Here is a 14,495-nt window from a genome sequence, read left to right on the forward strand (position 1 = left end):
GATGCTCGTCCGCACACTTCTTCTGCTTGTCATCTTCTTCCTGTCCGGCGCCGCCGGGCTCGTCTACGAGGTGCTTTGGACGAGGCAGCTCTCTCTGATCTTCGGCGTGACGACCTATGCCGTCTCGACAGTGCTGGCGGCGTTCATGGGCGGACTGGCTCTCGGCAGCTACCTGATGGGCCGGAAAGTCGACGCCGTGCGACGGCCGCTCTACCTGTACGCGATGCTGGAGCTCGGCATCGGCCTGTACGCGCTGGTCGCGCCGGAGCTGCTCGCCGCGCTGCGTCCCCTGCATATCGCGATCTCGCATCTCGGCCTGTCGTACACGGTGTTCTCGCTGATTCGCGCGCTGCTTGCGGCCATGGTGTTCCTGCTCCCGACCGCGCTGATGGGCGGAACGTTCACGCTGCTGGTCAAGCACTGGGTGAACGAGCGGAGAGATCTCGCCGAAGGAGCGGGCATCCTTTATCTGGTCAACACGGCCGGAGCGCTGGCCGGTTGCGGGCTCTGCGGCTTTTTCCTGATCGAGCATCTCGGAATCACCGGCACCAACCGTCTTGCCGCCGCGACCAACGTCATGCTTGCGATCGCCGCCGCTGCGCTCGCCCGCAGTGCCCCCGAGGCGACGAAACCCATTCATGAGACCGCCAATCCTGCACCAGCGCTTCGCCTCTCCGATGCGACTGCAGGCCTGGTCCTGCTGAGCGCGGGCCTGGCAGGATTCGTATCGCTCGCGGCCGAAGTGCTCTGGACCCGGGCGCTGCTGCGCTACCTTTACAATTCGACCTACGCGTTCACGGCGATGCTCGTGACGTTCCTGCTCGGCATCGCGCTCGGCAGCGCGGCGTATGCCGCGTTCCTGTCGCGAAGCCGGCGGCCGCTTTGGATGCTCGCCGCGTTCCAGGCGGGGCTCGGGCTCAGCCTGGCTGCAGCCGTGCTGATGTTCCCGAGACTCGGCGATCTCGGCAGCTGGCTGTTCGGCACCGACATCGTGACGTCGTTTGCGCGCTCGCTCACGACGATGTTCGTGCGCGCCGCGATCGTGCTGCTGCCGCCGGCGATCTTTCTCGGCGCATTGTTTCCGCTCGGAGCAACGCTGTACGCGAGCGGGCGCCGCGACGTCGGTCAGGCAATCGGCCGGCTCTACGCGGTCAATACGCTCGGCGCGATCCTCGGATCGATCGGCTGCGCATTCGTGCTGATCCCGGTGTTCGGAATGTGGGGCACGCACAAGCTGCTCGTCCTTCTGAGCCTTTCGTGCGCCGGAGCGCTGGCGGTAGCCGCCATCGAAGGCACCACGCGACGTGCGGGCGTCGCCGTTGCGACCGCCGCGCTGGTCGCGACCGCACTCCTCGCCGCGCCGGCCGACATCTTCCGCAGCACGTTCCTGCCGTACAAGGCCCAGAAGCTGGTGTTCTACGAAGAAGGCGCCACCGACACGGTCGGCGTCGCCGAGAGCTTCGGCCAGCGTGCGATCGTCTACGAGGACCAGCGCGGAACGGCCGCAACCTCGAGCTACGGAGTAAACCTGTTTCTCGGCCACCTGCCGATGCTGCTGCATCCCGGCACTCCGCGCCGCGTCCTGCACATCTGCTTCGGCGTCGGCAACAGCCTGTCGGCGGTGGCATCGCACCAGGAGCTCGAGCGCGTCGACAACGTCGAGCTCAGTCCGCACGTGCTCGAGGCCGGGCCGCTGTTCTGGAGCAACGACAACGTGCTTCAAAAACCCAAGGTCCGCACCATCATCGACGACGGACGGAACTACCTGATGACCACGTCGGAAGTCTACGACGTCATCCTGCTCGAGCCGCCCGAAACGTTCACGGCCGGCGTGATCAATCTGTACACGACGGAATTCTATCGCGATGCGCTGGCGCACCTCGCGCCGGACGGGATCATCATGCAGTGGATTCCGACGGCCAATGCGCCACTCGACGACGAACGCCGCCTGTTCCGCGCATTTTCCGACGAAATCCCCCACGTTTCGATGTGGTGGCTGCTGCGAAGCGGCTGCGCGCTCCTCATAGGCGGACGCGAACCCCTGCGCATCGATTATCAGCGGCTGAAGCAGCGATTTGCCGAGCCGCGCGTCGCGCAGGACATGGCGCTCAGCCAGGTCCGCGACGTCGATCACCTGCTGTCGTTCTTCCGCTTCGACGAGGCCGCGTTCGCCGACTTCGTGCGCGGCGCCGCGCCGACCACCGACGATCGCACGGTGCTCGACTTCAGCATGCCGCGATACGGAGGCTCCGGTTTCGGTCTCGGGCAATTCAACATCAAGGTCCTCGACAACGGTCGCAACCCGTTCGGCTTCGTCATGCAGCGCGAACAGGAATACAGGGCCCTCGCGCGGCCGGTGACCCCGTACCTGACCAACCTCGGCGGCGAGAGCCCGGAGGCGATCGCGGCGCGGATCGCGGAGCGTGCGAAAATTCCGATCGAACCGCGCCGGTTCAGCGAGAGCGACTGGAAGAAGATCAGAACCGGCGAGCTGGTGCTGCCGAACCCCTCGGCACCAACGAGTTAGGAAAGGTTGCGATCTCGCGCGGCGCTGCACCGGACATGACGAACCGAAACGTGAATTCCTCCCGGATCGGTCGGCTTTCGGGCGCGCTCGTGCTCGCCAGTGCAAGCGTCGTCGGATCGGTCGCAATCCTGCTTCTGCTGGAATTCGTCGCGGGGCTTCTGCTGCCGCCTGCGCAAAAATCGTCCGGCGATTCGTCGGGCGATACGATCTCGCAAACCCTGGCCACGCTCGATTTCAATCCTGCCCCGCTCCGTGCCGACCCCGAGCTTCTCTGGAGCAACACGCCGAGCACCCACACCGTCCGGCCGGTCAATCCGCGTCCATTCGGTCAGGCACCGACCTGGACCATCGACAACAATTCGAGGGGATTTCGCGGGCCCGAGATCGCCGCCAAGGCAAAGGGCACCTACAGGATTCTCTGCGAAGGAGACTCGATCACATTCGGGTTCAACGTCGACCAGCCCGACACCTACCCCAACCAGCTGCTTGCCGAGCTGAAGCGTCGATATCCTGGCCGCAATTTCGAAGTCATCAACACCGGCGTTCCCGGATGGAGCTGGGTGCAGGGCCGGCGTTTCCTCGAGCTGCGCGGGCTTCCTCTCGATCCCGACCTCGTGATCATGGGGCACGGATCCAACGACCAGTTCTTCCCGGCGATGATCACCGACGAAGAGCGTTTTCGGAGCCTCGGCAGTCCTGTATGGCGCACGCTTCGCAGCGCCGCCGAGACGCTTGCCGACACGAACCTCTTCCGACTGCTTGGGACCGCTCCGGGGGCACCACCGAAAACCTACAGTCCGGGCTGCCAGCCCGAACTGGAGCTCTACCACTACTGCCATCGTGTTTCGGTCAGGCAGATCGAAGATACAGTCGTCGCAATCCATGCCCTGGTTCACGAACACGGAAGTGATCTGCTGCTTCTCAATACCGATTTCATGAAAACTCCCGCCGTTGACGGATCGCGAAAGGCGGCGGAGGCAGCGGCGATCCCGTTCCTGGACCTCGTCGCCGAAATCGATCGCCAGACCCGAGCCGCGGACGACGCGCGGGCCAACGAGCTCGGGCTTTCCGCTACCGTCGCTGCGCCATTGCCAGGCACGCGTTTACCGACGGAGTCGAAACGGATGACGCTGCGCCTCAAGGTTCAGGATAGAACGCAGCCATATCGCGTCGAAGGAAACATCGTCGTGTTTGCGAACTTTCCCGTCCGTGCGCCTCTTCACGACGACGGCGCAGACGGTGACGAGAAGGCCGGTGATGGTGTATTCTCCGGAAGCGTGGAAATTCCGTATTCGACGCCAGCGATCGAGTACAGCTACTATCAGAACGATGCTGCGGAATTCCTGCCGCTCCCTCCGCTTCCGTCCACGATGGGTGTCCGACTTCTCCCGACACCACAAAGCGGCTACGGTCCGGTAGACGTATTCGGGACCTCGCAGTTCATGGCGGAACGCACGCATCCCAACGCGGCTGGTCATGCGATCGTCGCGCGGATGATCGTGGATCGCCTTCGTGAAATGCCGTCGTTTCGAGCGTACGTCGATATGGAACGATGACTCGAACAAATGCTCCCTCCCGGATCGGAAGGCTCTCCGGCGCGATCCTGCTCGCAGCCGCAAGTGTCATCGGGTCGGTCGTCATCCTGCTGCTCGTCGAGCTCGTTGCCGGGCTTTTGCTGCCGCCGCTCAAAAAATCTTCCGGCGACGAGACGAAAGACACGATCTCCCACACGCTGGCCACGCTCGACCTCAATCCCGCGCCTCTCAGCGCCGACTCCGAGCTTCTCTGGAGCAACACGCCCTCTGTCCACAAAGTCCAGCCGGTCAATCCTCGTCCGTTCGGCCAGACGCCAACGTGGTCCATCGACAACAACTCGAGGGGATTTCGCGGACCGGAGCTCGAGAAGGCAACGAAGACCACCTACAGGATTCTCTGCGTCGGAGATTCGATCACGTTCGGCTTCAACGTCGATCAGCCCGACACGTATCCGAACCAGTTGCTCGAGGAGTTGCACCGCCGCTATCCGGGCCGCGATTTCCAGGTCATCAACACCGGCGTTCCCGGATGGAGCTGGGTGCAGGGCCGGCGTTTCCTGCAAGTGCGCGGGCTTCCCCTCAATCCCGACCTAGTGATCATGGGCCATGGGACCAACGATCAGTTCTTCCCGGCAATGGTCACCGACGAGGAACGCTTTCGAAAGCTCGGCGGTCCGGTGACGCGCACGCTGCGCAGCGCTGCCCAGAAGCTCGTCGATACGAACCTGTACCGGTTGCTCGGGCCCGCTCCGGCGCCGCCGCCACAGACCTACAGCCCGGGCTGCCAGCCCGAGCTGGAGCTCTACCATTATTGCCGTCGTGTCCCCATTACGCAGATCGAAGATACAGTCATTGCGGTCAATACCCTGGTCCACGAACAAGGAGCCGATCTTCTCGTTCTCAACACCGACTTCATGAAGACGGACGCCGTCACCGGATCGCGAAAGGCTGCGGAGAAGATGGCAATTCCTTTCCTGGATCTCGTAGCCGAGATGGAGACGCAGAAGCGCGCCGCGGATGACGCTCGCGCCCGGGACCTGGGACTTTCCGCGACGGTCGCTTCGCCACCGCGCGGCTCGACCCTGCGCACGGAGCCGCTGCGGATGACGCTGCGCCTCAAGGTTCCGGACCCGACGCAGACGTATCGCGTCGAAGGAAACGTTTTTTTGCTCGCAAACTTTCCCTTCCGTGCGCTTCTTCACGATGACGGCGCAGACGGCGACGAGAAGGCCGGCGACAGTGTATTGTCTGCGACCATCGGCGTTCCGTCGACGGGAGCGATCGACTATCGCTACTACCAGAACGATGCCGCCGAATTCCTGCCGCTTCCTCCGCAGCCGTCCACGCTCGGTGTCCGATTCCTCACGACGCCGCAGAGCGGCTACGGCCCGGTCGACGAATTCGGGACCTCGATGTTCATGGCGGAACGCGCGCATCCCAACGCGAACGGTCATCGCGTAATCGCACAGCTGATCGCGGACCGCCTTCGCGAGATGCCGTCGTTTCGAGCGTATATCGATCATTCCACGACGAGCGGGAGCTGATACGCCGCCGCGATCCGCAACGCGTCTCCCTGTAATCGACTACAACGATGGCTGAAGCAGACATTCTCAAAGGATTGGTGACGCCCTCCAACGAACGGCTCCAGGCGGTGCTGCTCGATCATCTTCCCGTGCGCGGCAGCGGGATGGTTCTCGGCCTGGTTCAGGTCGCGGAGACTGCCGTGTTCGTGTTCGTCCTCGCATGGATCTGCTCGCGGCTGATGGGGACCCGGGAAAGCGGCGACGACGGCGCAACACCGGCTCTTTCGATCCCTGCGACGATGGTAGCGACGGCTGTCGCCGCCGTCGTGTTCATGACGAGCGCGTGTTCCCCGAGTGCAGGCCTGTTCGCGCTGTTTTCGCGATGGGACCACCTGCTTTTCTGTGCGGCCACCGGGCTGGCGCTGTCCGGCGCTCGGCGCGGAATCCGCACCACGGCGCTTACCGCCATCAGTCTGTTCTTCCTCGTGGTGCACGACGCGCTCTGGTCGGTGCTGCTGATTGCAGCCGGCGGGCTCGCCGGCTTCGCGGCGCTGCGCCTGATGCGAAACGCTTCGGCAGCAGCCGTGGCGGCGGTGCAGGGCATCGTGCTCGTCGCGATGACATGCGCATGGTGGTTCGAGAGGTCCGTGAACGGACTGATCGCATTGCAGCTGCAGGGCGCGTTCGCGTATTTCCTGCTGCGTCACATCAGCTTCGTCGTGGAGATGCGACGCGGCTCGCCGGCAGGCATCGGCGACTACCTCTGCTACATGTTCCTCTACACGTCGTTCTACGCATCGGAGACGTTCGACGAGTTCTCGGCACGCAATCTCGACCGGGCCGGCACGTACGACTACCGCGCAGCGGCAACAGGGATCGTGCTCGGCCAGCTCGCCATGTGGGGATCGTTCCAGATCGACATCACTTTCGAGCAGGTGCTCGCCGCGCACGGCACGCTCGTGACGTGGTACGACTCGATCCTGCTTTTCGTGCGCGGATCGTTGTTCCTGATCGGAATCTGGTCGACGATCGAAAGCGCCGCGCTGCTGTACGGCGTCGTGCTCCGGCCGAACTTCACCGGGATCCTCACGAGCGAGAACCCGGCGCAGTTCTGGCGCGCGTGGCGCGGAACGATGACCAACTGGCTGATCCGTTACGTGTACATTCCGCTCGGCGGCAACCGGCGGCACCAGTCGCTGAACATCCTTGCCGCGTTCGCGTTCAGCACGGCCTGGCACTGCATGGGCGTCACGGTCTTTGCCCGCTACGTCGCTCCGATCGATTTCGCGCCGGTGCTCACGTGGGGCGCCATCAACGCACTGGCCGTGATCGGCTATACGCATTACCGGCGTTATTCGCCCGCCATCCTTCCGGCGGCTACGCCGCCTGCGCTGCGCCGGCTCTCGAAGATCGGGCTCATGGCCGGCTTTGCATCGCTGACCGTCACGCTGCTCGGTTTCCGCCCGGTGAACTCCGAGCTCTTCGTTCCGTTCGTGCTGCGACTGCTCGGACAGCACTGAGCAGCGCGCCGCCAACCCGCCCCGGGTTCCAGACTGTCACGCGGGGTCAGCGCGCGTATCCGAGGCTCTTCAGCCGCTCCTCGGTCTTCTCTTCCAGACCGGTGCCGGACTTGTCCGCGGTCCGGGCCTCCTCGTCCATGTACGGATCGATGGCGTCGAGATAGTCGTCCTGCGTGAACCAGCCGCACTGTTTGCAGACGGGCGTCGGCTCGAGCGGCTCGAGCGGCACGTCGAACAGTGGAAGCGTATTCCAGATGGCTTCGGCGCCTGCGGTAAAGCCGGCGGCGTATGCGGGCGCAAGGTTGTGCTTCTCGCGCGGATCGCCGGGCAGGCGGTAGTACTGGGTGACCACCGGCGTCGGACGCACGCCCGAAGGCACGATCACCTTGAAATCGCGCGTGCGGGCCGACCACGAGCCGCCAGCCGTTTCCGACGGATCCTTGTAGCTGATGGTCGGGCGCTCGATCGCCGGCGGCAGGCGGAAGGCAGCCTCGTCGCGCCACGATCCGGCGATGTTTTTCCAGAGGTCGCGGCCCAGCATGTCCGCGGGAACCGCAACGCCGGCGGCCCCGAGCAGCGTCGGCGCGATGTCGATGAGGCCGATTGCGCTTTGCATCTCCCGGCCCGGACGAACATTGCCCGGCGACCAGAAGATCATCGGGATGTGCGTGATCTCGTCGTGAAGCGTGATCAGCGGTCCCGATGCGCCGTGGCGGAAGTTGCGGTGCTCGGCGAACGCTTCTCCGTGGTCGGAGACGACGACGAGCAGCACCGGCCGGTGCTCGCTCTGCTCCTTCAGCCATTGGACAAACGGAAGCAGGGCCTTGTCCGTCGAGCGCACCAGCCCGGCGTAGAAATCGCGGTCCTCGGTGATGTTCTTTTCCGGCGGCACCGCCTCGACGGTAATGAAGCCGGCGCCGATCGAGTGCTTCTCGGCTGGCGGCACATCGTGGACGGCGTACGTGTGCAGCAGCACGAACGTGGCAGCGTCCTGGCGCGCGGTGATCCACGCCTTCGCATCTTCGAGCGACTCGGGAAACGTCTCGAGATCGGATTTCTTCAGGTCGTTACTGTTGTAGGTCTTGAAGAAATCGAACCCGTAGCTCATGCGGAATGCCGCGCTGACGAAGCCTCCTCCGGTAAATGCCCCCGTGACGAAGCCGGCGTCCGAAAGGCGGCGCGCAATGCCTTTGACCGGACCGGGCGACGACGGCGGAAAGCCGAAGAAACGCGAGTGCAGAAGGACGAAATGCGACGGCAGCGTCCACGTGAACTCGGAAGCCGCTTCGGTCGCGCGCAGGCCTTCTTTTCCGAGCGCGTCGAGCACCGGCGTCATTCCAGGCGGTGCACCGAATCCTTCGACGTGGTCCGCACGCAGCGTGTCGAGGCTGAGCAGAACGACGAGCGGCTGACCCGCGGTCTTCTGCGCAGGCGGACCTGGAACCACGTACGGCTGCGCCCATCCGGCTTCCGACGGCTGGTCGCATTCGAGCTCGAGCGTGGCGTTCGCATAGGCGCGCGGCAGCTCGAGCCTGAGCTCGCTCCATTCGTCCCTGGCGCCGAGCGTCGTCTCGGCTTGGAGCGGGCTTTCGCCGCCCGCAGGAACGAACCGGGCACGGCACGTCCGGTCTTTTCCGGCGTCGCTCGTGGAGATGGCGGAAACCCACAACGTTCCGGCCGGAACCGACGGCACGGCGAGACTGGTGACTGCGGCGGTCGGAATCGACAGAAGCGGCCGGCGGATGCCTTTGACGAAGCGGTCGTAAAGCGGCCGGGATCCGAACCGCACCGCTGATTCGTGGCAGCGAAATTCGGCGTCGTGGGAGCAGCCGGCCAGACAGGCGCCGGCGACGATGACGATCGATGCAATTCTGAGGCTACGGCCTGTCACGAGCCCACGATACGACCATTGTGCAGCGTGTACCGTCCGGACCGCTGCGTGCGTGCGACACGGCCTGCGATCAATCCGGTCTGCGCACCGCGAGAGTACGACGCCCGGTGCCGGGGAGCAATGATCAGAACAGCGCGCGATCGACCGATTTTGCGAATCGACGCCCGAGCTCCTGGGATGGCTCCTCGACGAGGCGTTGCATCACGGTCGCCACCGCCATCGACGTCAGGATGCAGGCCGCGGCGCCGGCGATGTTCATCGGCACCGTGTTCGTCGTCAGCCGTGAACCGATGACGATCACGACAGGAATGTGCACGAGATAGAAACTGTAGGAAATCCGGCCGAGGTAAAGAAAGAACCTGTGGGACAGAAAGCGCTCGATGGACGACGCGTAGAGAACCCCGGCGACGACCAGCGCCGCGCCGGTCGCTTCGATCAGCAGCACCCGGCGCAGAAAGTCTCCCGGCTCCGACATGTGCAGCGCATTGGGCAGGTGGAGCAGGACCAGTCCGACGAAAAACCCGGCAATCGCGAGCCTCGCGACGGCTTTGGTGCGTGCGATCGCGAGCCGGGCGGGATCGGACAGCATCATGCCGAACGCAAAATCGACGGCGAAATACGCCCAGTGGCTGGGAAGCGGAAGCCGGAGCACCAGCAGCATGACGATCGCGAACGCGATCATGTGAAAACGCATGGCGGCGACCATGACCGGCAGCAGCGCCGAGAAGATCGACTCCACGCGAAGCGTCCAGCCGACCGGCAGCAGCCACGCCGCTGCGCCCGGAGGCTGCAGCACGAGTGGGATGAGCTGCTGCGGCGAGAGCCGCACGTGCCCCCAGTCCTCGATGAACTTGGTCGGAACCGGACCATCGGGATAAAGATGGGTCGCGCACCACGCGAACAGCACGGCCGCGACGTACGGCGGGTGCAAACGGAACACGCGACGCACGAAGTACCCGGGCAGCCCACGCACGCCGGTTTCGTGGTTGCGCACCAGAGATGCGCTCAGCACGAGCCCGCTCAGCACGAAGAAGACGTGGACTGCCGCATCTCCGTTGACGACGAGGCCGAATGGCCCGCCTGCAAAGCGAGCCTTGGCAAAGATATCGATCGGCAGGCCGCCGAGGGTGTGGCCGAGAACAACGATGAGCGCAGCAACTCCGCGCAGCCCGTCGAGCGCGAGATTTCTCCCTCGCAGCGCGGAGGGCGTTTCCTCCCCGGTCACGACACGGCCCCACGCATTCGGTCAATTGTAACGCCTAAGTCATCACTGTACGATCGCCGGCCGCCATGCGCCGCAGTACGTTCTTCGCGCTCGGCACCGTCATGGTGCTCGTGGCGGCGGCAATCCGGCTGAACAACGCGTTCGTCTACCCTTTCCTGCGTGGCTACGACGGCTTCGCACACTTCGGGTACATCTGGTTTCTCGCCGAGGCCGGCCGCATCCCGCTTCCGAGCGCCGGCTGGGAATTCTTCCAGCCGCCGGGCTACTACGCGTCGATGGCCGCGCTCTGGAACCTGCTTTCCGGCACCGACGCCGTGCTGCGTTTGCGCATCGGCACGGCAATCATCGCAATCCTCGGTCTTACCCAGGCCTTCGTGGCGTATGCGATCGTGCGCCGGGCATTCCCCGAAAAGCGACTCGTCCAGCTGCTCGCTGCCGGGCTGATGCTCTTTCTGCCCGTTCACCTCTACAGCGCAGGATTCATCGGCAACGAGAATCTTACGGCCGTGCTTTCCAGCCTGAGCCTGCTCGCGCTGTGGTGGACGCTCGGCGGCGAGAGCTTTTACCGCGCCGCCGTTCTCGGGCTCATCCTCGGCGTGACGATGCTCGCCAAGTTCACCGGCTTCGTGGTGGTGGCAACGGCGTTCGCCACGATCGGCCTGAAGGCGCTCCTGCAGAGGCGGATCGTGACGGGCGCGATGCTGCTGTCGGTCACGGCCGCCGTCATGCTCGTGATCTGCGGATGGTTCTACGGGCGCAATTTCGTTCTGTACGGTCACCCGTTCCAGATGAGCCGCGACCAGCTGTTTCTCTCGCAGATCGAGAGCTCGCAGATCCAGGGCAAGCGGCATCTGCTCGAATACGTGCTTTTCGACCCTGTCATCCTCTATCGCCCGCAGTGGCCGCGCGGCCTGTCGCTGAGCGATCCGATCCCGTGGGACTACTCCTACAGCGCGCTGCGCGAATCGATCCCGACCGGTCTGTATGCGAACACCTGGTTCGACGGCTACGGCGGATTCGTCCTGCCGAGGGTCACGACCAGCGAAGCTTCCCGTCGCGCCGGCCAGGCGCTGCTCACGCTCGGGATGATTCCGACGATCCTGATGCTGGTCGGAATCTGGGCGGGAATCACGAAGCTCCGCCGCAGCGGGTGGGACGACACCATCGTGATGATGCTGATCGCAACCGTCGCGATGGCAGTCGTCGTCATCCAGTACACGCTGTCGGTCACGACGCAGTCGGCGGTCAAATCGACGTATCTCATGCCGGTCGCGGTCGCAGCAGCATTCTGGTTTGCGCTCGGGTTCGAGCGCGCCACGGCCACGCGGCCGCGCCTCATTGCTCCGCTGACCGCGGCGTGTGCGCTGCTCGCCGTCGTCAGCTCCGTCGTGTTCAGCCACCAGGTGTTCATCAAGGACCCGGTCTCGTCGACCGACCTCGGCGGAGCGGCGTTCCAGAACCTTTACGGCGTGATCCATTTCGCCGGCGGTGATCGCGAAGCGGCGCGCGAGCTTTTCGAAGCGGCGAGCAGAAAGAATCTCCCGCTGGCTATCGAGAATCTTGCCTATCTCGCCGAGGAAGAGGGCCACGAACAGGAGGCACTGTACCGCATCCGCTGGGCCGGCTATCTCCAGAAGGACCGGCTTGGCCTCGCCACCGTCGCCGAGCAGCAGCGCTACATCGAGGCGACGCTCGCCGACTACGCGAACATCCGCGCGATCCTGCTGTTCCGGCTCGGGGAAACGGCCGCGGCGCTCGACGCGGTCGAAGAATCGCTCTTCTATGCGCCTGCGACCGTCGAGAACGTCTATGATCTCGGCATCCTCAAACTGGCAAGCGCAACCAGGCTGCGCCTTGGCCCCGCTCGCTATGCGCTGCTCGAGCAGGCCCGGCACGCATTCGAACGGGCACTCGGGATGGACCCCGCGTTCGGCGAAGCCATCGTCATGAGCGGCGTCGAGAGGATCCTTGCCGGCGACTGTGCAACCGGCGAGCCGATGCTGCGAAATGCGCTGCTGCATCGTCCGCCCGGTTATCGCGTGTACCCGGTGGAAACCGGCCCCGGCGACCAGAACGCGGCCGGCATTCGCCGGCGCCGACACATCGAGATTCTTCCGCCGTCGATCGACCCCATGACGACCCTGAACCTTTGCGCAGCGGCCGGCGGTGTCTGAACCGGCCACAGCGCGATTCAGGATCATTGCGGTCGCGATCTTCGCCCTGGCGATCCTCGTACGGCTGCACAACGTCTATGTGTTTCCGATGATGCGCTCGCCGGATGCGTTCGGTCACTTCACGTACATCTGGTACCTCGCCGCCACCGGCCACATCCCGCTCGCGACCGAGGGCTGGTCGTTCTTCCATCCTCCGCTCTACTACGCGTTCATGACGGTCTTCTGGAAGGTCTTCGCGGCGCTCGATCCGGTCTCGCGCCTGACGATCGGTACCGCGGCGATCGCAATGATGGGACTCGTTCATGCGGTCGTGGTCTTTCTGTTCACGCGCCGGCGCTTCCCGCACGATCGCGTGGTGCAGCTGTGTGCGACCGCATTCGTGCTGTTCCTTCCCGTCCAGCTCTATTCCGCCGGATACATCGGCAACGAAGCGCTCAACGCCGTCCTTTGCAGTCTTTCGCTGCTGGCGCTGGTCCGCCTGCTCGAACGCCCGGTCTGGCAGCGCGCGGCTGTGCTCGGACTGTCGCTCGGCCTCGGGATGCTGACCAAGTTCACTTCGCTGTCGGTCGTCGCCGGCACGCTTGCGGTGATCGCGCTGCACGCGCTGTACACGCGCGAATGGCTTCGCGGGGCAAAGCTTCTCACGGTCGCCGGCGCGATGCTGGTCATGGTCTGCGGCTGGTTCTATGCCCGCAACGTCGTGCTGTACGGCAATCCGTTCCAGATGAGCCGCGACACGCTGGCCGTGCGCCGTGTCGAGAACCTGCAGACGCAAGGGGTGCGCGGCCTCTACGAGTACATCCTGTTCGATCCGATGATCGTGCTGTCGCCGCAGTGGCCGCGCGGCATACCGCTGCAGCTCGTCGGCAACTCCGCTCCTCCTTCGGCGCACGACGCCCTTCGCGAATCGGTGTGGACGGGAATGTTCGCGAACACGTTCTTCGACGCCGTCGGCGGGCAGGTGCTGCCCACCATCACGCAGGACCTCGGAGTGCTCCGAGCCGGCAGGATCCTGCTCGCGCTCGGCCTGATCCCGACGTTCCTCATCCTGATCGGCATCACGCTGACGATCGCGCGCATGCTTCGCCGCCAGTGGTCCGATGTCGACGTTGCCGTGTTGTTTCCTTTCCTCGCCGCGATGGCGCTGTTCGCGTACGGCGCAAAATCGGTCCCGATGCACGCCGCCATCAAGGCAACGTACCTGTCGGCCGCAACGGCGATGTTCGGCTACTGGTTTGCGTGCGGCCTCGCGCTGGTCCGGCGACTGGAGCCGCGCACGGGCGCGGTCGTCGTCGGCGTGTCGGCGCTGCTGGCTGTGGCAAGCGTTACCGTCTTCACGCTCGGGCGCGTCGTCGGGCGCGGCTATCTTGCCGAGACGCCGCATGCGCCGGTCTTTCAGAACATCTACGGAATCATCGAGTATGCCGGCGGAAACCGTGACAAGGCGAGGCGCCTGTTCGACCTCAGCGCATCGAACGGCTGGCATCTCGGCATGGAGAACCTGGCGGCGATTGCGCTCGAGGAAGGCCGGCCGCTCGAGGCGATCTATCGGCTTCGGCGTGCCGCCGACTGGCAGCGCACGCAATCGTTCGGAGTTCCCGAAGACAAGGCGCGATTCGACCGCATCACCCAGGCCGAGTACAGCAACTCCATGGCGGTGATCTATTACCGTCTCGGATGGAACGATGCCGCGCGAGCCGCAGCCGAGGAAGCCGTTGCGCTCGACGCCTCGATTCCCGAGGCGATCTATGACCGCGGAGTCGTCGAGCTCACCGACAGCCAGCGAACCCGCGACTCCGGCGCGCGCATGAATCTGATCGAACAGGCTCGCAGCGATTTCGAACGGGCAACTGCGCTCGACCCGGCGTTCCGGGATGCGCAGTCGATGCGGATGGTCGCCGGCGCACTGGCCGGAAAGTGTCCGGCCGGCGCAACTGCCGACCTCGATCATGGCCCGAGCCGCCGTATCTATCCGATCGAAACCGGCACCGGCGACTGGCATGCGAGCGCGCTTCACCGGCGGCGTCATATCGAGGATGTACCGGAGCGGCTTCGACCGCAGTCGGCGCTCGCAGCCTGCGATGCCAAACGGGGATGATC

General features: G+C 64.7%; 8 protein-coding genes. 6 read left to right on the forward strand and 2 right to left on the reverse strand.

Going from position 1 to position 14,495, the window contains the following annotated elements; genetic code table 11:
• The first annotated feature begins 1 nt into the window (after position 1).
• Genes VN634_12320 through VN634_12335 form a run of 4 tightly spaced genes read left to right on the forward strand, consistent with a single transcriptional unit; the run spans position 2 to position 7,105 of the window.
• Positions 2-2,527, forward strand: coding sequence for a fused MFS/spermidine synthase (locus VN634_12320; GenBank protein ID HXC51666.1), 2,526 nt, complete (start codon positions 2-4; stop codon positions 2,525-2,527).
• Between the two features lie 50 nt (positions 2,528-2,577).
• Positions 2,578-4,083, forward strand: coding sequence for a GDSL-type esterase/lipase family protein (locus VN634_12325; GenBank protein HXC51667.1), 1,506 nt, complete (start codon positions 2,578-2,580; stop codon positions 4,081-4,083).
• A complete protein-coding gene (locus VN634_12330) occupies positions 4,080-5,606 on the forward strand; it encodes a GDSL-type esterase/lipase family protein (GenBank protein HXC51668.1) in 1,527 nt (508 codons plus the stop codon). The genes VN634_12325 and VN634_12330 overlap by 4 nt, the downstream gene beginning before the upstream one ends.
• Positions 5,607-5,653: 47 nt before the next feature.
• On the forward strand, positions 5,654-7,105 hold the full coding sequence (locus VN634_12335; protein ID HXC51669.1) for an MBOAT family O-acyltransferase: 1,452 nt from the start codon (positions 5,654-5,656) through the stop codon (positions 7,103-7,105).
• 46 nt (positions 7,106-7,151) lie between these two features.
• On the opposite strand, the gene VN634_12340 is transcribed toward VN634_12335, so the two are convergent.
• Complete coding sequence (locus VN634_12340) at positions 7,152-8,894, reverse strand: sulfatase-like hydrolase/transferase (GenBank protein HXC51670.1); 1,743 nt, start codon at positions 8,892-8,894, stop codon at positions 7,152-7,154.
• A 226-nt stretch (positions 8,895-9,120) separates the two neighbouring features.
• Complete coding sequence (locus VN634_12345) at positions 9,121-10,221, reverse strand: acyltransferase (protein ID HXC51671.1); 1,101 nt, start codon at positions 10,219-10,221, stop codon at positions 9,121-9,123.
• Positions 10,222-10,286: 65 nt separating this feature from the next.
• On the opposite strand from VN634_12345, the gene VN634_12350 reads away from it, so the two are divergent.
• Positions 10,287-12,395 (forward strand): hypothetical protein, encoded by a 2,109-nt coding sequence (locus VN634_12350; GenBank protein ID HXC51672.1) that lies wholly within the window; start codon positions 10,287-10,289, stop codon positions 12,393-12,395.
• Entirely contained in the window at positions 12,388-14,493 is a 2,106-nt protein-coding gene (locus tag VN634_12355; protein HXC51673.1) for a glycosyltransferase family 39 protein, read from the forward strand. The genes VN634_12350 and VN634_12355 overlap by 8 nt, the downstream gene beginning before the upstream one ends.
• The last annotated feature ends 2 nt before the right edge of the window (positions 14,494-14,495 follow it).

The sequence above is a fragment of the Candidatus Limnocylindrales bacterium genome, from assembly GCA_035571835.1.
In the GTDB taxonomy this organism is placed as follows: domain Bacteria; phylum Desulfobacterota; class Binatia; order UBA1149; family CAITLU01; genus DATNBU01.